The organism is Acinetobacter sp. KB005 (genome assembly GCF_049949095.1).
GTDB classification, from domain to species: Bacteria; Pseudomonadota; Gammaproteobacteria; order Pseudomonadales; family Moraxellaceae; genus Acinetobacter; species Acinetobacter calcoaceticus.
On sequence record NZ_CP188191.1, the window covers coordinates 856,938 to 878,182 of the forward strand.

Sequence of the window (21,245 nt, forward strand, 5' to 3'; positions counted from 1 at the left end):
CGTGAGCTATGATAAAGAATTAAGCTTAATGTCTTGATAAAGAATTGTCACAAAAATGAAATATAGTTTGTTTGTGAGTAAAGATTAAGCAGCTTAGAACGATAATTTTTAATGCGTGATCTAAGCGTTGATATTAAAGTGCTAACGTGTTGGCATTTTATTCGAGAACGTTATTTTATGACTACTCAAGAAAAACAGAAAAAATTAAGTTTGAGGCCTTTATCTCCAAGAGATCCAAAACAGCCGCATAGAGCAGCGACTCCCCTCGAATTATTGTTCGATTTAATTTTTGTGGTCGCGATTGCAACAGCAGGTCAGCAGTTACACCACGCCATTATTGAAAATCATCTATGGCATGCGTTACCAAGCTACTTGATGGTATTTTTTGCGCTGTGGTGGGCATGGATGAATTTTTCATGGTTTGCTTCGGCTTACGATAACGACGATGCGTTGTATCGATGCCTCACCTTTGTGCAAATTGTGGGTTCATTGGTGATGGCAGCAGGCATTCCCGATGTATTTCATAGTCAGGATTTTGACGTAATGATCATCGGTTATGTCATTATGCGAATGGCGTTAGTGACCCAGTGGTTGCGTGCAGCAAAATACGATCCTGCTCGACGTATTACGGCTTATCGTTATGCGATAGGGATTGTACTGGTACAGATTGGTTGGTTGGTTGCCAATTTTACCCACGTAATTTCGGCCCCTTTATTTTTATTTCTGGCTGCGATGGAGCTATTTGTTCCCTACTATGCAGAAAAATATTCACCTACGCCGTGGCACCCACATCATATTGTAGAGCGTTATGCCCTGCTTACGATTATTGTGTTGGGTGAATCAATTATTGGTAGCTTTAATGCAATCCGCGATGCGCTGACTGCTCAATCTATTAATATTCCTGCCGTTTTCTTAATGATCGGTGGGTTAATGCTTATGTTTGCGATGTGGTGGGCTTATTTCGATCGTAGTGAACAGCATCATCGTTTAAAAGGTGTACGTCCATTTGTATGGGGGTATGGTCATTACTTTGTTTTTGTGAGTATTGCTACGGTGGGCGCTGCGCTTGCAGCGGCAGTGGATGTCACAACCCATCATGCAGATATTTCCGATTTATATATGGGAATAGTCGTTGCGGTGAGTGTAGTGCTTTATACCACATGTATTTGGCTACTATATGAATTTGAATGTTTAGCAGGAATCAGCAAATGGTTTTACCCTATTACGGCCCTCATCATTTTATGTATTCCGTTTATTTGTAATAACGTGGGATATAGCGTTTTTGCGATGGGTATTGTCTATAGTTTACGTTTAATGGTTTCTAATAAATTTATAGAAAATATAGAGCCAGAGAAGGTTTAAAATGGCTGAATAAAAAAACGGGTTTCAATTTGAAACCCGTTTTTTTAAATCTTAAAGGAGCAATTTAGGCAGCTTTTGCTTTTAATGCATTCATTAATTTTTGATGTAATCCACCAAAGCCACCATTAGACATAATCACAACAGCATCGCCCTCACCTGCTTCATTGACAATACGTTCAATAATTTCATCAAGTGAACGGCTGACTTGAGCATGGTTAGACGCAGCTTCAATCACGGGTTGTAAATCCCAATCTAAACCTTCTGGCTGATACCAGATGACTTCGTCTGCTAAGCGTGCTGAGTGTGCTAAGCCATCTTTATGGCTTCCCATACGCATGGTGTTTGAACGTGGTTCGATAATTGCCCATAAACGGCGTTCACCTAAGCGTTTACGTGCGCCATCTAAAGTCGTGTCAATTGCAGTTGGATGGTGAGCAAAGTCATCATAAACCTCAATACCATCGACTGTACCGAGTAACTCCATACGACGTTTCACGCCACCAAAGTTAGACAAAGCTTCACAAGCTTGCTCAAGCGCTACACCCACATGCTGAGCGGCTGCAATCGTTGCCAAAGCATTAGCTACGCTATGTTGCCCTGTCATGCTCCATTTCACTTCGCCGACGACGTTACCATGTTCGAGTACTTTAAAATGGCTGCCATCAATTGAGATTAATTCAGCAGATAAAGCAGCTTTTTCATTTGCTTCTAGACTTGTACGAATGACTGGTGTCCAGCAGCCCATTTCAAGTACTTCGTCGATATGTGTTTCAGTAATTGGCGCAATAATGCGACCTTCACTTGGAATGGTGCGAACAAGATGATGAAATTGCTTTTGAATAGCCGCTAGGTCATCAAAAATATCGGCGTGGTCAAATTCAAGGTTGTTTAAAATCGCCGTTTTTGGGTGATAGTGAACAAACTTAGAGCGCTTATCAAAGAAAGCTGAGTCATATTCATCGGCTTCAACGCAGAAGTATTTGCCGCCACCTAAACGAGCGCTTTCACTAAAACCAAGTGGAACACCACCAATTAAAAAGCCTGGGTTTAAACCCGCCTGATCAAGTACCCAAGCCAGCATTGTCGTTGTTGTTGTCTTACCGTGAGTACCAGCTACACCAAGTACATGTTTACCTTGTAAAACGTGGTCAGCAAGGAACTGTGGACCAGAAATATATGGTAGACCTTCGTTAAGCATATATTCCACAGCATCAATACCACGTTTCATGGCATTTCCGACAATGACTAAATCTGGATGAGGCTGCAAATGACTACGATCATAGCCTTGCATGAGGGTAATACCTGCGTTTTCTAACTGGGTAGACATTGGCGGGTAAACGTTTAAATCGGAACCGGTTACCTTATGTCCTAAATCACGAGCTAAAAGTGCTAAAGAGCCCATAAAAGTGCCACAAATACCCAAGATATGCAGATGCATTGCTCGCCTTCTCCACTGCTTTTGTACACAACATGAAATGAATTGCTGTGTGTGCATTATTGATAAATTTGGCAGCAACGATAGCAAGGCTAAACTGGAAAAGATAGTCAAAAATCGTTGTTGTTCTATGTGTTTGAGGCCCTTATAAAAGGTACAGCTTTATTTTTTGTATTTAAGCTGAATTACAGTTTTATCTTTTATAATGTTTTGTATCTTTAATAATACTTAAATCATCGTGATGATGAGGGATGTGCCTTTGAGCCCAACGGTTTTAGCTTTTACGCTATTAATTATTTCTAACTGTTTTATGACACTTGCATGGTATGGGCACCTTAAATTTTTGCACCATGCCCCACTCTGGCAAGCGATTTTATTCGGTTGGATTATTGCCCTGCTTGAATACAGTTTTATGATTCCTGCTACTCGTATGCTGAGTGCACAAGGCTGGTTACTCGGTGAAATGAAGATCACACAGGAAGTGGTTACGCTGGTTGTGTTTGTACCGTTTATGATTTTCTTGTTTAAACAACCATTTAAACTAGATTACTTGTGGGCGATGTTATGTCTATTTGGTTGTGTTTATTTCGTATTTAGAAGCCAATAATTTGCAATAGCTTGTATTGAATAATTGATTCTATACAAGCGATTACTTTTCCAAATACCTGATGATCTTGCTGGGTGTTTACACGCTTTTTTTAGAATTTTAGAAAATTGTTGATCTCTTGGCGTTGGATCTTCATAGTCAAAAGCATTGAGTTGATTAAGCGCGCTATATTAATAAAATTTGAGAATGTGTCACTGTTAAACCATGACATTTTTTTATGAGATTAAAAATATTCGCAGAGCTGGTCAGTTAAATTTTCGTGAGATGAAAAATCAGTCTATAATAATGGGCTTTCGAACCATTTAAAACTTGGCTCTCGTCGAGATTTATCTTCTTTTACTTTTGTCTCTGGAACATTAGCAATGAATGCGGCCGCAGCACAAGACGCTCAACCTCTCGTTGGAATTATTATGGGTTCTCAATCTGATTGGGCAACTCTCGAAAACACAGCCAATATGCTTAAACAGCTTGGTGTCCCATTTGAAGCGGAAGTGGTATCTGCTCATCGTACTCCAGATCGTTTATTTGAATATGCAGAAACTGCGCGTGATCGTGGTATTCAAGTGATTATTGCTGGTGCAGGCGGTGCAGCGCATTTACCTGGAATGTGTGCCGCAAAAACTGATTTACCAGTTTTGGGTGTGCCAGTGAAATCATCAATTTTAAATGGCGTAGATTCTTTGCTTTCAATCGTACAAATGCCAGCAGGTATTGCAGTTGGTACTTTAGCGATTGGTCCAGCTGGTGCGACGAATGCTGCAATTATGGCGGCACAAATTTTAGGTTTAACTCGTCCTGAAATCGCAAAAAATGTTGCTGATTTCCGCGCTGCGCAAACTGATAAAGTTGCAAGCAAAAATATTCCGGGTCAGGTGTAAGAGGCTGAGATGGATAAAACTATCGGTATTTTTGGTGGTGGGCAACTGGGCCGAATGATGGCTCAAGCGGCTTTACCATTAAATATTCAGTGTACTTTTTTTGAAGCAAATACAGATTGTCCAGCAGGTGTTTTAGGCCAAGTCTTTTCTAGCCAAGATGAGCAAGGTTTAAAGCAGTTTATTGAAAGTGCTGATGTTTTCAGTCTTGAGTTTGAAAATACACCAGTTGAAGATGTTGATGTTTTAACACAAACCAAAGCATTGCACCCTCCCCGTGTTGCTTTAGCGACTGCGCAAAATCGTTTGTCAGAAAAAGCATTGTTTGATGAACTTACTATTCCTGTTGCGCCGTATCGTGCTGTAGATAGTTTAGAAAGTTTGAAAAAGGCTGTTGCTGAGCTTGGTTTACCGATTGTGCTTAAGACTGCAACTGGCGGATATGATGGTAAAGGTCAGTTTGTACTTCGTTCAGAAGACCAGATTGACATCGCGTGGGCTGAACTTGGTCCTGCAAAAAGTCTAGTTGCCGAAAGCTTTGTTAAATTCTCTCGCGAAGTTTCAATTATTGCGGTGCGCGGCCAAAATGGTGAGGTAAAAACTTGGCCATTGGCTGAAAATCACCACCATAATGGCATTTTATCGCATTCAATTGTTCCAGCACCGAATAGTGAAGCTTTACAGCCTGTTGCTCAAGACTACATTACACGGTTGTTGAATCACCTCAACTATGTTGGTGTGTTGACTCTAGAGCTGTTTGTGACTGAACAAGGTTTGTGTGCAAATGAGATGGCACCCCGTGTGCATAACTCAGGTCACTGGTCAATTGAAGGCGCTGTTTGTTCTCAGTTTGAAAACCATATTCGAGCTGTTGCAGACCTGCCATTAGGTTCAACAGACGTTGTTCGCCCAACGGTCATGATCAATATCATTGGTCAGCATCCTAAAACTGAAGATGTACTTGCCTTAAATGGTGCTCATCTACATCTTTATAACAAGTCAGAACGTGCTGGTCGTAAGTTAGGTCATATCACTTTAATGCCTGTGGATAGTAATGAATTGACGACGTTATGCCGTCAATTGGCGAAAATTTTGCCTGAACCACTCGCTCTAACAGAAGATATGACCCTCTAAATACTTTTGATTTTGCAAAAAAGCGATCTTCGGATCGCTTTTTTTATCTTTTAAATTTAAAAAATAATAAATCATAATTATTCAGGGTTTGTGGATAACTTTTTACGTGAATTTTTGAATTTAAATATTGGTGGTGTTTTTAAATTTAAAAAAGTGAAAACAAGTTTTCTTCATTGTTTTGAATTTAAAGTTAGTTATCCACAAGAAAATTTAATTTATACCATGCGGTAGAGGTTGTATTTTTTGAATTCAAAACTAATCATGTTTGTTGAAGTGTTTTTAAATTTAAAATAACGCGGCAAGTTTGAATTTAAAACATGGGTCGATTTTTGAATTTGAAAATACAGATTGTTCGGTTGATTGGATTTGCCGTGTCATGAAGAATGATTAAATATAGAATAGAATCAATAAATAGTATTGTTTTTCCTCGACTGTGGATAAGTTTATCCACAGAAACACATGTTTCATAGTTTAAATTTAAAATAAGGTTTTTGAATTTAAATATGCACTATTATTTTGAATTCAAAACTGGTGATGCACACTGGTCGAAGTTTTAAATTCAAAATAAAGTGAAAAATTTGAATTTAAAACACGGGAAATGAATTTAAAGAAGAGATTATGAATTCAAAATTACGTTTTCTCTCTGAAATTTTAGACTCATAATGGTATGGTACTTAAAAATTTAAATTCAAAAATTGAAACTGGGATAATATGCGACGTTTTTCTTGTATTGTTGGCTCTGTATTTTTAGCAATGACTCAGGCTCAAGCAGAGCTCGTAATTAATGGTTCTACAATATCTAGCAGTGCCACTGTTCCGGCAGTGACTAACGAAAATTATACGCCTAATAATAATTTCCAAAGTTGTTTGGCAAATTTACGCTCTCAAGCGGTTGCTGCTGGAGTCTCTGGTACAACCTATGATCGTTATACTCAAAACTTAACTCCAGATTATTCGGTTATTGATAAATTAAATTATCAACCAGAATTTTCGACGCCTATTTGGGATTATCTTTCTGGCTTAGTCGATGAAGAGCGTGTTGAGCTTGGAAAACAAAAGTTGGCGCAATATCGCGATGTTTTAAATCGTGCTTCTCAAACTTATGGCGTGCCACCAGAAACAATTGTGGCAGTGTGGGGTGTTGAAAGTAATTTTGGTGATATTTCTGGAAAATATCCTTTATTACAAGCACTCGGAACTTTAAGTTGTGAAGGTCGCCGACAAAGTTATTTCCGTACTGAATTTTTTGCCACCATGCGTATTTTACAGCGTGGTGACTTAACTGAAGATCAACTGAAAGGTTCATGGGCTGGTGCATTTGGTCATACCCAATTTATGCCATCGACCTATGAACGTTTAGCTGTTGATTTTGATGGAGATGGTCGTCGCGATTTGGTGTCTAGTACAGTTGATGCATTGGCTTCAACGGCTAATTTCTTAAATAAAGCGGGTTGGCAAGCAGGGATGCCATGGGGTTTTGAAGTAAAAGTTCCCCAAGGTATGTCAATTGATGGAGAAGGGCGACGTTCAAAGAAAGCTTTAAGTAGCTGGAGTGCGCGAGGTGTTACTCGGATTGATGGTTCTCCACTTGTTCAAGGGACTTTATCTAGCAGTACTTCGGCAGGTTTAATGGCACCGGCAGGCGTAAATGGTCCAGTATTCTTAGTATTTAAGAATTTTGATGCTATCTATAGTTATAACGCTGCGGAAAGTTATGGCCTTGCAATTGCTCATCTATCTGATCGTTTAAAAGGTGCTCGTCCTTTTGCGACATCTTGGCCAACTGATGATCCAGGAACTTCACGTGCAGAACGTCGTGAAATCCAACAGTTTTTGATTAATCGCGGCTACGATATTGGTGCGGTTGATGGTCTTATTGGGGATAAAACCCGTGTGGCTATTCGTCAAGAGCAAACTCGTTTAGGTTTAAATCCAAGCGGACGAGCAGGGCAACAAATCTTACGCGCATTCCGTCAAGAACAAGCCCAAAAAATGATGCAATAAACTGAAAATAATAAAAAGGTCTGCATATGCAGACCTTTTTTATAGGTACTTGTACAAGATTGCTAATCTAATTTAACCGCTTCCAATATATCAAAAATAACTGAAGTGACATCTTGGCTTAAATCTCGATCATTAAAGATTTCATACGCAGTGATCGTAACATCTGTATCACTTGGTAATTGCTTTTGTTCTTCTTCAATTAAATGTTCAATCGGTAGCAGAGTCTGTTTCACTTCAAGATGCAAAATATCTTTGTATTCAATATTTTCATCTTCAAGCTCGATTTCATGCTCATTGAAAAAGGGGATTAGAATAGAATGAAGATACGGTTTGATTTCAATAATATCAAACAGTTCAATATCGCGTGTTTGTTCAATTGTGCTGATATGATCATTTACTTCAATCAGGATATGATAGTAACTCATCTTGATCTCCATTCTATTTTCGTTAGCTCTTATGACCACAATAACATGACTTTGATATGAATTTCGATGTATCTATCTAGAAATAGATACATCATTTTATATCAAGTTCTTAATTATTGAGGTAAAGCACTCAATAGATCGCGATCAGCATCGGTAAGGCCAGTGATTTTTTTGTCACCATCTTTACGAACTGAGTACATCAATGCATTTGGTTGATCACTGTGTTTTAAACCAAGCGCATGTCCTAACTCATGAGCAATCGTTAAACGTAAATCATCAATAGACTTAAACTCATAAATCACGATTTGTTTGCCGTTGTAGATACCTTTTTTAAAGACATCCGCTTGAGCATTTTGCTTAAATTCGTTTAATGATTCATTAAACTTATTATTAATCTGATTAAAGTGAGTAACTTTAGTATTTAAATCTTTAGCTTGCTCATTATATGCAGCAATTTCTTTCTTTAAAGCAACAGTTTGCTTTTGCAAATCTTTCTGGGTTTTAGCCAAAGATTTAGCACTGTATTCAGGTGCTAATTTGCCTTGGTTAAGTTGCATCATTTGCTGGTCAAGATTTTTCAATTTTCCATTCAAAATCTGCTTTTTATTTTCAAGGTCAGATTGAGTTTGACCAAGGGTTTGCTTTAATTGCTTAATTTGTTGCTGTTCATCAATTACACGTTGCTGTTCTTGCTGGAACTGAGCTGCAATTTTTTGACGCTGTTCAGAACGACTTTGACCATTATCGTAAACTAGGCGAATTTCTAACTTTGCATTTGGATCATAAGTAAAATAATCCTGCCCAGTGCCTTGTTTCCAAATATCTGCAGCTTGTTGGCTAATCTGAATCAATTGATCTTGGCTCAAACCAAAACGTGGATCAATTTCAGCAATTTTATAAGTCAGGTGCTGACCCGCTTTTTGCTGAATTTGAGTATGAGCTGGAGTGGCAAGATTAGCATTAGCCTGAAAATTAGAAAAAGCAAAGGCTACGCCTAGTAACAAAGATGTTAAACGCATAATAGAAGAGGGGGAGATTTTAAAAAAAACGTATTATAAGAATATAAAGTGAAAAATCAATCAAAAAACATACAATTCAGATAAATAAATGAGACTTTAGTCTCATTAATTTTTACCAAATGCAAAATTATTTTTTAGAAAAAATTCAATATGTTTGGTTTTATTTAGTTTTTTTAATCATTTAACTTTAATGATTTTTCTTAATTGAGCTATAAATTGAGCCTAATAACTCTAAATCGGAATCTGTTAATTTGAAATTATGAATATCTTGCTCTTTTAAACGGGGGTACATTAAAGATTTAGGATCGGTGGTATGTTTTAGCCCTAAAGCATGGCCAAACTCATGAGCAAGGGTCAAACGTAAATCATTCAAAGAGGCATAACCGTAAATTTGAATTTGGTTTTGACTGAATAAGCCTTTATGAAAGATCTGAATATTGGCTTTTTGTTCTAGCTTAAATTGTGTCATTAAAGTTGTTAAATCGCTTTGTTCTTGATTTAGTTCTTTAATTTTTAAGTTAAGTGATTGAATTATAAAATTTAAATCGTTTGATTCATTTTTTATATTTTCTGATTTTTGCTCTAGTTGTTTTTGCCGTTCTTTTAACTCATCGGCACGATAGTATTGATGTTCTCCTTGATTAAAGCGTGTTACGTCTCGTTGATAGTGTTCAAATTCAGCTTTTAGACTGATCTTTTTTTTGTTCAAATCAGATGATAGCTGATCAATTTCTTGTTTGTTTAAAATAATCTCTTCATTTTTAATGCGCCATTGTTCCTGCTTTTGTAAAAGAGCATTTAAATTTTCTTGTTGTTCACTTTTAATAATTTGATGATCATCATAAATTAAGTTAATTTTTAACTGCGCTTCTGAATCATAAGAAAAATAGGTTTTTCCAGTCTCTTTGTGCCAGATTTCAGCAGCTTGTTGGCATACTTCAATAAGTTGTTCTTTAGTGAGTTGAAACCGTGGGTCAATAAAAGCAATTCGATACTTTAAAGGTTGATTAGAGGAAACCATTGGTAGATTATTTTGGGCAAAGCTCGTCGTTTGTAAGCCTATGCATAAACACAAGCTAAGTCCCCACCATAGAAATTTTTTCATGGCAAAATAAAAAATATAAATAAATCTTATTGTTAGCTACTTAATTAATTTCGTCAAAATGATAAAAAATGCAGGAGAGAGGGAGAATTTGTGATCTGGCTATAAAAATTTAAAAAGATGTTTTTAGACTTGGCAATAATGGAATAATTAATGTAATAAGTAACAATGTCTTTTAGTTTATAAAATCTTTTTTATAATTAATAGATTAGTTTTTATTATTGATCTTTTTGACATTAAGATAATTAAAAATCTCCTTTAAAAAGCTATTGTTATTTTTTGTAACTAATAAAAAACCGCGCCTAAGCGCGGTTTTTTATTAAAGAAACAAATTATTTTTTGTCATCTTTAACTTCAGTGAATTCAGCATCTTTTTTAAATAAAGGTTGGTAGAGGCTAGGTACAACTAAAATGCCCCAAATTAGTGTAGAGAGAATATTGCCTAGCTCATAAAAAATAGCACTTAGACCAGACATTAATGTCCAATAGTAACTCGGTAATAAATAAATGAGTAAAATTGGGAAAAAAGTATAAATATATAGTTTCCTCGCCCATTCTTTGAATAGAAGCAAACCAATGAATATGATCAAAAAAATAATTGAAAGAAGGCAAGTAATGGCTAATTCCCAGTTTTGGGGATCTATTGATAACGTCTCATTGATTGAGATAAACGTTTCATCATAGGCATCAAATGTTGCACTAAAAATGGCGAAGAGTAGAGAAAAAATAAGCATTAATCTAAATTTGGTTTTTGTGATAATTGGTTCGATTTTCATTTTTTATAGAGTGATATTTTAATGTTTTAGATTATATATATAATATTGTATCTGTATCAAATTGATGTAGTCTGATTGGCTAAAGTTGAATGTACATAATCCTAGCAATTACTTGTCAACAATGTATACAGCTGCAGTAGTTAAGATACTGAAATAAAATGATTACCGATAAATAAAATGTGAAGGAAGTTACACGCCGAAAATACTTACTTGAAGCATCTCATTCAGCATGGAGTACAATTTCATCATCTGAGGCAAAATTTAAAAATCCAATACTTGAGAATAACAGGATTTATCTTAAAAAAAACCGCGCTTTCGCGCGGTCTTTTTTAAAGCGACAAATTATTTTTTGTCATCTTTTACTTCTGTGAATTCAGCATCTACAACGCCATCATCTGCTTTTTGTTGACCTGCATCGCCACCTTGGAATGCATTTGGATCAAAGCCTTCTGCACCACCAGCTTGCTGTGCTTGTTCATAAGCACGTTGAGTGATAGGCATTAAGATGTTTTGTAAAGCCTCAGTTTTAGCTTTGATATCTTCAACATCATTTTCTTTTGTTGCTGCTTCAAGTTCAGAAACCGCAGTACTTACAGCTGTTTTTTCATCTTCAGTAACTTTATCACCAAGATCTTTTACAGCTTTGTTCGAGCTTGAAATTAATGCATCAGCTTCGTTACGAGCTTTTGCAAGTTCTTCAAACTTACGATCTTCTTCAGCATTCGCTTCAGCATCTTTAATCATTGCTTCGATTTCAGCATCAGACAAACCTGAGTTTGCTTTAATCTGGATTGATTGCTCTTTACCAGTGCTCTTATCTTTAGCAGATACTTTCAAGATACCATCAGCATTGATGTCGAAAGATACTTCAATTTGTGGCACACCACGTGGAGCAGGTGGAATGTCGCCTAATTGGAAGTTACCCAACAATTTGTTTTGTTGAGCCATCTTACGTTCACCTTGGTAAACAGAAATGTCTACAGCAGGCTGGTTGTCAGCAGCAGTAGAGAACACTTGTGATTTCTTCGCAGGAATCGTCGTGTTTTTCTCAATGATTGGTGTTAATACACCACCCATTGTTTCAATACCTAAAGTTAATGGTGTTACGTCTAATAAAAGAACGTCAGTTTTGTCACCAGACAATACCGCACCTTGAATCGCAGCACCAATTGCAACTGCTTCATCAGGGTTCACGTCTTTACGTGGCTCTTTACCAAAGAATTCTTGTACTTTTTGTTGTACAAGTGGCATACGAGACTGACCACCAACCAAGATCACGTCAGAGATGTCAGAAGTCGAAAGACCAGCATCTTTAAGCGCGATACGGCAAGGCTCAATTGTACGAGCAACTAAATCAGCAACTAAACCTTCAAGTTTTGCACGTGTTACATTGATCACTAAGTGTTTAGGACCAGTTGCATCAGCAGTGATGTATGGAAGGTTGATTTCAGTTGCATTTGATGAAGAAAGCTCGATTTTTGCTTTTTCAGCAGCTTCTTTCAAACGTTGTAACGCAAGTGGGTCATTTTTCAAGTTCACACTTTGTTCTTTCTTAAATTCTTCAACCAAGAATTCAATTAACGCGTTATCAAAGTCTTCACCACCAAGGAAAGTATCACCATTTGTTGATAACACTTCGATTTGTTGGTCGCCATCAAGGTCTGCGATTTCAATGATTGATACGTCAAAAGTACCACCACCTAAGTCGTAAACAGCAATTTTACGATCGCCTTCTTTTTTGTCCATACCGAACGCAAGTGCAGCAGCAGTTGGTTCGTTAATGATACGTTTAACGTCTAAACCAGCGATTTTACCCGCATCTTTAGTTGCTTGACGTTGAGCATCGTTAAAGTAAGCAGGAACAGTAATAACTGCTTCTGTAACTGTTTCACCTAAATAGTCTTCTGCAGTTTTCTTCATCTTTTTCAAGATTTCAGCAGAGATCTGTTGAGGCGCTAATTTTTTATCGTTTACTTCTACCCAAGCATCACCATTGTCAGCTTTGATGATTTTATAAGGTACAAGGCCGATGTCTTTTTGTACCGCTTGATCTTCATAACGACGACCAATTAAACGCTTAATAGCGAATAATGTATTTTTCGGGTTAGTTACTGCCTGACGCTTAGCACTTTGACCCACTAAGATCTCGCCATCTTTATAAGCAATGATCGATGGAGTTGTACGTGTGCCTTCAGCGTTTTCGATTACTTTTACTTTATCGCCTTCAAGTACAGCAACGCATGAGTTGGTAGTACCTAAGTCAATACCAATAATTTTTGCCATGTGACGTTTTCCTCAAAAATTCTTTTGCAATGTTTTTGCTTGTTATCCGATATGAGAGTGAATCTATTTTTTTCAAGCGTTTTAGCGAAAAAAAATCTAAAAACTCTCAAATTTTTATTTATTGACCAACCATAACCATAGCAGGGCGCAATAAGCGACCATTTAAGGTATAGCCTTTTTGTAAAACGGTACCGATTTCATTCGCTTTAGCGTCTGGGGCAATGCCCACTGCTTGATGTAAATCTGCGTTGAAACCATTTTGAGTGTCAGCTTCTACAACACCAAATTTTTCCAGCGTGGTTAATAGTGACTTCAAGGTTAACTTAATACCCTCAAGTACAGGAGTTTCTTCATCACCCGCTGCTTGAATTGCACGCTCTAGATTGTCTACAGAATCCAGCAATTCTTTTGCAAATTTTTCAAGCACAGTTTCCTTATGCTTCTCAGACTCACGTTGAATACGCTCTACACTTTTTTGTGCTTCGTAAACAGCATTCGCTGTACGTGCTTTTTCAAGTTTAAGGCTTTCTTCTAATTTAGTGATTTGCGCTTGTAAAGATTCAACGGTAACGTCGTTTGCTTGCTCTCCACCTTCAGCCTGAGTTTGCTCATTAGATTGCTCTGCTTGCTCGTGTTGAATGTCTTGAGCTTGCTCATTTTGCTCATTAGCCATTGATGATCTCCGTTTAAATGGGTTTTTAAACATGTACAGTCCTTTTTGGCATCAGTATTTACTGTGTAAAACCTGAACTGCCATGCATATGCTGTAATTCATTAATAGGTATGAAGTATGGGCACTGCCTAAAAATTCAAGCGTGCACGACAATTTAAAGCTTTTAATTTTGCGGTTTTAAGTAAAAATCTAAATTTTCGATCATAAAAGCAATAAATTCCTGCGTTATTTTGGGTAAATGCTGCCTAGATGCATATACCACTGACAGACTTAGCTCTGGAGCTGAAAAGTTTTTAAATAAAGGAACTAGTCGTTTTTCTTTTAAATCTTTTTTAACTAATAGCGAAGGCAACATAGCTACACCCTGAGCATGTAGGCACATATCATAAACAGCATTTACATCATTACTTTTAAAGGTAACGTTTAAAGGATAATTCTGTGGTTGTTGCTCTTCATCAAAAAGAGTCCAGTATTGATGTTGGCTGTGGTGAGCTAAACATTCGTATTGAATAAGTTGTCTTGGGTGAGAGAGGGGGCTGTGCTGTTTTAAATAGTCTGGATGAGCACAAAATACCGATTCGATCTGGCAGACTGGTCTCGCAATTAATCCATCTGCAACTTTTTGCGTTATACGCAAAGCTAAATCGACTTGTGCATCAATCAAGTCAATTGTATTTTCAGTAAGATATACATCAAATTGAATATGTGGATGTTGCTTTTTAAATTGACGAATACATTCCCCAACACCTAATTGAAATAAAAATAAACCACAAGTAAAACGAATCGTACCGTTATGTTGTTCGGGTGCTGCTAGCTCTTGTAGAAGTTGTTGTTGTTGTAAAATATTTTCGCAGTAGAGTAGAGCTTTTTCACCTGCTGGAGTGAGAGATATTTTTCGAGTATTCCGCTGAAATAGGCGAGTTGAGAATGTATGCTCTAGGTGTTCAAGATAGCGAGAAACCATGGCACGGGAATAATTAAGATGTTCTGCTGCTTTGGTTAAATTGCCATGCTGAGCAATAGAAACAAAGACTTGTATGGCTTTTAATGTGTCCATATGCATTATCATTGTTACAATATATGCAACAGTTTATCTTAATTTAGTGCATTTACCTTACAGGAATTGCAATTTAAAGTATTTCTCATGAAATTGGAGAATACATAATGAAATTTTTTAAATTAACAGCTTCAGCTCTAGCAACTGCCACTGCTTTAACGATGGCTTCCTCAGCTTTTGCACAAGATCTAAAAATCCAAAGTTTTCTGGCTAAACCCGAACATTTTGGCGTGACGTCTACTTTAATTGAAAGTGATAAAGAAGTTCTATTGGTCAATGCGCAATTCTCAAAATCTGAAGCATTACGTATTGCTGCCGACATTATCGATAGCGGTAAAACGCTAAAAACAATTTTCGTAAGCTATGGTGATCCAGACTATTATTTTGGTTTAGACGTATTTAAACAATACTTCCCAAATGTACAAATAATCGCAACGCCGGAAACTGTTAAACATATTCAAGATACTCAAGCGCTCAAGGTGAAGTATTGGGGTCCACAAATGGGTGCAAATTCGCCTAGCCAAATTATTGTGCCTCAAGCTTACACTGCTAAAACTTTAAAATTAGAGAATGAGTCAATCGAGATTAAAGGTAAGAAAGAACTCACTTATTTATGGATTCCTTCTTCTAAGGCAGTAGTAGGTGGTATTCCTGTATCTTCAGGCATTCATTTATGGATGGCAGATACACCAAAAGTTAAAGACCGTAATGAAGTAATTCAAACGCTAGAAAACATTAAAGCACTTCAACCTCAGACAGTTGTTCCTGCCCATATGGTTGAGGGAGCTCCACAAGGTTTGGATGCGGTTAACTTTTCGATTGACTATCTCAAGAGCTATGAGAAAGCCGTTAAAGTAAGTAAAAATGCGAGTGAGCTAAGTCAGCTCATGCAAAAACAATATCCAACATTAAAAAGTGTGGATAGCTTAGAGTTAGGTGCAAAAGTTGTAAAAGGCGAGATGCAATGGCCGTAATTTAAATCGGAATATAATAATTTTTTAGAGAAGCCGTGGTCTATACCCGGCTTTTTTAATGCGAAAAGGAATTTTTAATCAAAAAAACCTCTGTAACATTCTACGCACCTTATATAGTGTTTCTATAAAGAGAATTTTTTTGAGCAGAGAAAAAGATTAAGATAAAAATTAGAAATTGATAAAATTAAACAAAAGCTTAAGTTGCTACTTTTATATAAAAGATAGAGCTAAGAGTAGGGAAGAGAATTTAATAAAAAATTGCACAATTTGTACTTCTATTACTACAAAAGACAACCAATGATACGCACGCCAGAAAAAAAAATTGTGAATTATAGGCAGCGCAAAGATGATCTTTGCATTTAAGTGTTTGTCGTAATGAAAGGAAAGCGATTATGAAAAAATTAGGTCTTATCTCTGTAGTACTTGCTGGTGTTGCTTTTACAGCTGTTGGTTGTGCATCTGAAGCTGGTTTAAACGCATCAGGTTCTGCTCAAACAAGTGCTAGCCCATCTGGCGTACAAGCAGGTGTAGGTGTAGATGCTGGTGTTTCTGGTCAAGCACAACCAGGTCAGGTTGATGCTGGTGCTTCTGGTTCTGTTTCAGGTTCTGCAACAGCTCAGTAATTCTTAGCGATAAGAAGAGTTAAAAGGTTATAGAGTCATATATTTAAGATGCCGATTTATGTATGAAGTGAGCTGCTACTCATTACTCTATAATTAAGAGAGTTTAGAGTTCTCAAAAAAGCCCCAAAAGACGTAGCTTATTGGGGCTTTTTATATAGTAAAGAATTTAGTCATCATGACGAGAATCTCGACGATTATGATCACGATCTTCTACCCGTTTTTTATCCCACTCGTGGCGTCTTTTATCGTCATCACGGTGTTTCTTATCCTCGTCATGGCGTCTTTTATCGTCATCACGGTGTTTCTTATCCTCGTCATGGCGTCTTTTATCCCACTCATGACGATTTCGATCTTGTTCGCGAGCAACTCTTCGTTGTTGTTCATATATTCTTTGACGTTCTTCCCAGCGTTTTCGTTCCCAATCATTATATCGACGTCCATCATTGCGATCATAGCGATTAGTATCATGGTAACCATAGCCACCACGATAAGAAGGGTCATCCGTATAAGCAACACAGCCTACAGTTAAGAGACTGGTTGCTAATAAAGTAACAACTAGTTTTGTTGACATAATCTTACCTCTTTTTGTCTGTTAACAATAATTGGCAAAAAACTCCTGCTTGAAACGACAGATTTGTTAATGACATTTGCTTTAAATCAGATTAGCGTAATTTAGTTTTTACCTTTGTATCTTGATTACATGAGTTGTATGCGAATATAGTCAAACAGCAACAGAATTCTGTAGAAAATATGAAGGATAAGAGGAATTCATGGAGATAGGCATGACAGCATTTAATCAAAAAATTCAAACATTGCTAGATAAGGGCCAAGGGCCCGCTGCTCGAGCTCTTGATAAGTTACCTCGATTAGCTCAAGAATCACTTGCCAAAATTCTTGGGTATTCTTACCAATATCCTGACTTGGACTCATTTACTAAATGTCTGATGGCTGTACAAATTAAGCAGGGGCGTATCGGTTTTATTGGTCCAGATCCAATTGAATCCAGAAGGCAGTTTGATACGCAAATGCTGGCTATACGCCAGAAACCAACAGAGATTGATTCAGTAGAAGATATTCGTTTACCTCTTCAAAGTGGAACCGTTTTCGCTAGACACTATCATCCAGCACCTAATAAAAAATTACCTCTTCTTGTTTTTTATCACGGAGGGGGATTTGTTGTGGGTGGATTAGATACTCATGATGAGGCGTGTCGTATATTGGCAAAATATGCAAAAGTACAAGTACTCAGTATTGATTATCCTCTTGCGCCTGAGGTTTCTCCTCAACATTTAATCCAATCCTGTGAAGATGCTTTGGCTTGGGTATATCAAAATCGTAGACAATTAAAAATATTAAAAGGTCGAATTGCGGTAGCAGGTGATAGTGCAGGTGGAAACATTAGTACAGTCGTGGCTCAAAGATCAGTAAATAAACCTTATGCTCCACAGGCCCAACTTCTTATTTACCCTGCAGTCGATTTCAAGAGTCGACATCCATCCTTCTATGCCTATAACGAAGGATTGGTTTTGACAGATAAAGATATCAATAATGTCACTCAATATTATGCAACCCAGCATAACGTAGAATTAGATGATCCTATTATTTCTCCAACCTATGGAAACTTGAAGAAGAATCCACCGGCTTTTGTGATTACTGCTGGGCATGACGTATTACATGATGAAGGGAAAATTTATAGCTATAAGCTACGCCAAAATGGCGTCAAAATGCATTATGAAGAATACTCAGATCAAACGCATGGATTTATAAATCTGACGCCTATTTCTAAAAAGGCCAAACGTAACACCATTGAGTTCAGTAAAAACTTTAGAAAATTTTGGGATAAAAATAGCTAAATAAAAGTTTGGTCCATGTTTCACGTGGAACGTGGACTCATACTCAAATCTAAAATATAAGGCTTTAAATAAAAGATAATAAATACTCACTAGAATTCTTTTATATAGACGATTAAATTTAACCTTATTAAGTTTTGCATTTTACTGTAGGAAGATATGAAAAAATTATTAATGCTATGTTGTTTGGGTTTAAGCAGTCATTCAGTCTGGGCTGACACTTTAGTTGAAATGCAAACAAATTTAGGCAACATAGAAATACAACTTTATGATGAGAAAGCCCCAATCAGCGTCAAGAATTTTAAAAGCTATATAAAGTCGAACTTTTATAAAGATACGATATTCCATCGCGTAATTCCTGGTTTCATGGTACAGGGTGGTGGGCTTACTGCAAATATGCAGGAAAAGCCCACTCGAACACCAATCAAAAATGAAGCTGGAAATGGGATTGCTAACACACGTGGAACCTTAGCGATGGCTCGTACCGCAAATCCTGACTCTGCTACTAGCCAGTTCTTTATTAATGTCGCAGATAATAGTTTTCTAAATCGCTCTGCTGGTAATGCTGGTTATGCAGTTTTCGGAAAAGTGATTAAAGGAATGGATGTGGTTGACCGTATTGTAAAAGTACCGACAATCACTGATGGAATGCATCAGAACGTTCCTAAACAACCTATTAAGATAATAGAGGTGAAAATCAAAAAAGAATGAAAATAAAATATTTTAATATTTATTGTTTATTATCAATAATTTAAACTGATATTTTTGCTTTTTTTAACTTTGATTGGGTGAAAAAGAATCGATCAAACACATATATTTAGAAAAGTGCTTGCGTACCATTTTTTTTCCCCTATAATGCACTCATCCCGACGCGATACATGAGAATATCTTAGCTTACAGGGTTAAGATGAAAAGCTTAGTATTGCGTTGAATTCTGTCTCTGACGAAGAGCAGAAAGATCATTAAGAGATTATGAAGAACAACTTGTGTGGATTTTTACTGATTGATTGATCGAAATATTATCATTGATTGATTGGTTTAAATTACTCGAAGTTTATTTGAGCGAAATTTAAGTCAGAAAATTGATGAGCCAGAATTGGCACCTTGTCTTTAATAAGGTGCAAAATGATTTTTAACTGAAGAGTTTGATCATGGCTCAGATTGAACGCTGGCGGCAGGCTTAACACATGCAAGTCGAGCGGAGTGATGGTGCTTGCACTATCACTTAGCGGCGGACGGGTGAGTAATGCTTAGGAATCTGCCTATTAGTGGGGGACAACATTTCGAAAGGAATGCTAATACCGCATACGTCCTACGGGAGAAAGCAGGGGATCTTCGGACCTTGCGCTAATAGATGAGCCTAAGTCGGATTAGCTAGTTGGTGGGGTAAAGGCCTACCAAGGCGACGATCTGTAGCGGGTCTGAGAGGATGATCCGCCACACTGGGACTGAGACACGGCCCAGACTCCTACGGGAGGCAGCAGTGGGGAATATTGGACAATGGGCGCAAGCCTGATCCAGCCATGCCGCGTGTGTGAAGAAGGCCTTATGGTTGTAAAGCACTTTAAGCGAGGAGGAGGCTACTGAAGTTAATACCTTCAGATAGTGGACGTTACTCGCAGAATAAGCACCGGCTAACTCTGTGCCAGCAGCCGCGGTAATACAGAGGGTGCAAGCGTTAATCGGATTTACTGGGCGTAAAGCGCGCGTAGGCGGCTAATTAAGTCAAATGTGAAATCCCCGAGCTTAACTTGGGAATTGCATTCGATACTGGTTAGCTAGAGTGTGGGAGAGGATGGTAGAATTCCAGGTGTAGCGGTGAAATGCGTAGAGATCTGGAGGAATACCGATGGCGAAGGCAGCCATCTGGCCTAACACTGACGCTGAGGTGCGAAAGCATGGGGAGCAAACAGGATTAGATACCCTGGTAGTCCATGCCGTAAACGATGTCTACTAGCCGTTGGGGCCTTTGAGGCTTTAGTGGCGCAGCTAACGCGATAAGTAGACCGCCTGGGGAGTACGGTCGCAAGACTAAAACTCAAATGAATTGACGGGGGCCCGCACAAGCGGTGGAGCATGTGGTTTAATTCGATGCAACGCGAAGAACCTTACCTGGCCTTGACATAGTAAGAACTTTCCAGAGATGGATTGGTGCCTTCGGGAACTTACATACAGGTGCTGCATGGCTGTCGTCAGCTCGTGTCGTGAGATGTTGGGTTAAGTCCCGCAACGAGCGCAACCCTTTTCCTTATTTGCCAGCGAGTAATGTCGGGAACTTTAAGGATACTGCCAGTGACAAACTGGAGGAAGGCGGGGACGACGTCAAGTCATCATGGCCCTTACGGCCAGGGCTACACACGTGCTACAATGGTCGGTACAAAGGGTTGCTACCTAGCGATAGGATGCTAATCTCAAAAAGCCGATCGTAGTCCGGATTGGAGTCTGCAACTCGACTCCATGAAGTCGGAATCGCTAGTAATCGCGGATCAGAATGCCGCGGTGAATACGTTCCCGGGCCTTGTACACACCGCCCGTCACACCATGGGAGTTTGTTGCACCAGAAGTAGGTAGTCTAACCGCAAGGAGGACGCTTACCACGGTGTGGCCGATGACTGGGGTGAAGTCGTAACAAGGTAGCCGTAGGGGAACCTGCGGCTGGATCACCTCCTTAACGAAAGATTGACGATTGGTAAGAATCCACAACAAGTTGTTCTTCATAGATGTATCTGAGGGTCTGTAGCTCAGTTGGTTAGAGCACACGCTTGATAAGCGTGGGGTCACAAGTTCAAGTCTTGTCAGACCCACCATGACTTTGACTGGTTGAAGTTATAGAAAAGAAGATACATAACTGATGATGTAAGCTGGGGACTTAGCTTAGTTGGTAGAGCGCCTGCTTTGCACGCAGGAGGTCAGGAGTTCGACTCTCCTAGTCTCCACCAGAACTTAAGAGAAGTTCGGATTACAGAAATTAGTAAATAAAGATTTAGATCTTGGTTTATTAACTTCTGTGATTTAAGTATCACGGTATTAAGCATGACCTGACGAA

Annotated in this window: 16 protein-coding genes, 2 tRNA genes, 1 rRNA gene and 2 pseudogenes; 12 read left to right on the forward strand and 9 right to left on the reverse strand. The window is 38.1% G+C overall.

The features are described from left to right. The first annotated feature begins 111 nt into the window (after nucleotides 1-111). Entirely contained in the window at nucleotides 112-1,362 is a 1,251-nt protein-coding gene (locus ACPF64_RS04230; protein WP_426455651.1) for a low temperature requirement protein A, read from the forward strand. A 64-nt stretch (nucleotides 1,363-1,426) separates the two neighbouring features. Here ACPF64_RS04230 and mpl read toward each other — a convergent pair whose 3' ends face one another. Further along, a complete protein-coding gene (gene mpl / locus ACPF64_RS04235) occupies nucleotides 1,427-2,800 on the reverse strand; it encodes a UDP-N-acetylmuramate:L-alanyl-gamma-D-glutamyl-meso-diaminopimelate ligase (protein ID WP_426455652.1) in 1,374 nt (457 codons plus the stop codon). Between the two features lie 241 nt (nucleotides 2,801-3,041). Between mpl and ACPF64_RS04240 the strand changes: the two genes are divergently transcribed. The 4 genes from ACPF64_RS04240 to ACPF64_RS04255 all read left to right on the forward strand — a co-directional run bounded on the left by ACPF64_RS04240 (nucleotide 3,042) and on the right by ACPF64_RS04255 (nucleotide 7,417). Further along, on the forward strand, nucleotides 3,042-3,404 hold the full coding sequence (locus ACPF64_RS04240; RefSeq protein ID WP_174753208.1) for a DMT family protein: 363 nt from the start codon (nucleotides 3,042-3,044) through the stop codon (nucleotides 3,402-3,404). 362 nt (nucleotides 3,405-3,766) lie between these two features. Continuing rightward, the gene (gene purE / locus ACPF64_RS04245; protein WP_002115451.1) at nucleotides 3,767-4,282 is read left to right on the forward strand and encodes a 5-(carboxyamino)imidazole ribonucleotide mutase; all 516 of its coding nucleotides are present in this window, start codon (nucleotides 3,767-3,769) and stop codon (nucleotides 4,280-4,282) included. A gap of 9 nt (nucleotides 4,283-4,291) precedes the next feature. Further along, nucleotides 4,292-5,413, forward strand: coding sequence for a 5-(carboxyamino)imidazole ribonucleotide synthase (locus ACPF64_RS04250; protein ID WP_426455653.1), 1,122 nt, complete (start codon nucleotides 4,292-4,294; stop codon nucleotides 5,411-5,413). Between the two features lie 711 nt (nucleotides 5,414-6,124). After that, the gene (locus ACPF64_RS04255) at nucleotides 6,125-7,417 is read left to right on the forward strand and encodes a lytic murein transglycosylase (protein ID WP_426455654.1); all 1,293 of its coding nucleotides are present in this window, start codon (nucleotides 6,125-6,127) and stop codon (nucleotides 7,415-7,417) included. Nucleotides 7,418-7,479: 62 nt separating this feature from the next. Here the strand turns inward: ACPF64_RS04255 and ACPF64_RS04260 are convergent, their stop codons facing one another. The 7 genes and pseudogenes from ACPF64_RS04260 to ACPF64_RS04290 form a co-directional block, all read right to left on the reverse strand. Further along, nucleotides 7,480-7,854: a hypothetical protein gene (locus ACPF64_RS04260; protein WP_003656007.1), complete on the reverse strand. Its 375-nt coding sequence runs from the start codon at nucleotides 7,852-7,854 to the stop codon at nucleotides 7,480-7,482. A 101-nt stretch (nucleotides 7,855-7,955) separates the two neighbouring features. Next, nucleotides 7,956-8,937, reverse strand: a pseudogene (locus ACPF64_RS04265) (M57 family metalloprotease). 111 nt (nucleotides 8,938-9,048) lie between these two features. Beyond that, nucleotides 9,049-9,966 (reverse strand): matrixin family metalloprotease, encoded by a 918-nt coding sequence (locus ACPF64_RS04270; RefSeq protein ID WP_426455655.1) that lies wholly within the window; start codon nucleotides 9,964-9,966, stop codon nucleotides 9,049-9,051. 329 nt (nucleotides 9,967-10,295) lie between these two features. Beyond that, on the reverse strand, nucleotides 10,296-10,739 hold the full coding sequence (locus ACPF64_RS04275) for a hypothetical protein (RefSeq protein ID WP_005037720.1): 444 nt from the start codon (nucleotides 10,737-10,739) through the stop codon (nucleotides 10,296-10,298). Nucleotides 10,740-11,081: 342 nt separating this feature from the next. Continuing rightward, nucleotides 11,082-13,022, reverse strand: a complete 1,941-nt coding sequence (gene dnaK / locus ACPF64_RS04280; protein ID WP_017387642.1) for a molecular chaperone DnaK — start codon at nucleotides 13,020-13,022, stop codon at nucleotides 11,082-11,084. Nucleotides 13,023-13,140: 118 nt separating this feature from the next. Next, complete coding sequence (gene grpE, locus ACPF64_RS04285) at nucleotides 13,141-13,695, reverse strand: nucleotide exchange factor GrpE (protein ID WP_003656003.1); 555 nt, start codon at nucleotides 13,693-13,695, stop codon at nucleotides 13,141-13,143. Nucleotides 13,696-13,823: 128 nt separating this feature from the next. Next, nucleotides 13,824-14,752: pseudogene (locus tag ACPF64_RS04290) on the reverse strand (LysR family transcriptional regulator). Nucleotides 14,753-14,859: 107 nt separating this feature from the next. Here ACPF64_RS04290 and ACPF64_RS04295 point away from each other — a divergent pair. Together ACPF64_RS04295 and ACPF64_RS04300 are read left to right on the forward strand one after the other, a co-directional pair. Next, complete coding sequence (locus ACPF64_RS04295) at nucleotides 14,860-15,726, forward strand: MBL fold metallo-hydrolase (protein ID WP_426455656.1); 867 nt, start codon at nucleotides 14,860-14,862, stop codon at nucleotides 15,724-15,726. A gap of 392 nt (nucleotides 15,727-16,118) precedes the next feature. Then, a complete protein-coding gene (locus ACPF64_RS04300; protein WP_000733015.1) occupies nucleotides 16,119-16,349 on the forward strand; it encodes a hypothetical protein in 231 nt (76 codons plus the stop codon). A gap of 166 nt (nucleotides 16,350-16,515) precedes the next feature. On the opposite strand, the gene ACPF64_RS04305 is transcribed toward ACPF64_RS04300, so the two are convergent. Then, nucleotides 16,516-16,920, reverse strand: a complete 405-nt coding sequence (locus ACPF64_RS04305; RefSeq protein WP_426455657.1) for a hypothetical protein — start codon at nucleotides 16,918-16,920, stop codon at nucleotides 16,516-16,518. 211 nt (nucleotides 16,921-17,131) lie between these two features. Here ACPF64_RS04305 and ACPF64_RS04310 point away from each other — a divergent pair, with 211 nt between their 5' ends. From ACPF64_RS04310 to ACPF64_RS04330, 5 genes are all read left to right on the forward strand, one after another. Beyond that, nucleotides 17,132-18,202: an alpha/beta hydrolase gene (locus tag ACPF64_RS04310; protein ID WP_215901184.1), complete on the forward strand. Its 1,071-nt coding sequence runs from the start codon at nucleotides 17,132-17,134 to the stop codon at nucleotides 18,200-18,202. Nucleotides 18,203-18,358: 156 nt separating this feature from the next. Then, nucleotides 18,359-18,910, forward strand: coding sequence for a peptidylprolyl isomerase (locus ACPF64_RS04315; protein WP_426455658.1), 552 nt, complete (start codon nucleotides 18,359-18,361; stop codon nucleotides 18,908-18,910). 422 nt (nucleotides 18,911-19,332) lie between these two features. Continuing rightward, nucleotides 19,333-20,870 (forward strand): 16S ribosomal RNA (locus tag ACPF64_RS04320). Nucleotides 20,871-20,929: 59 nt separating this feature from the next. After that, nucleotides 20,930-21,006 (forward strand) — tRNA-Ile (locus ACPF64_RS04325). A gap of 56 nt (nucleotides 21,007-21,062) precedes the next feature. Next, nucleotides 21,063-21,138, forward strand: a tRNA-Ala gene (locus tag ACPF64_RS04330). The last annotated feature ends 107 nt before the right edge of the window (nucleotides 21,139-21,245 follow it).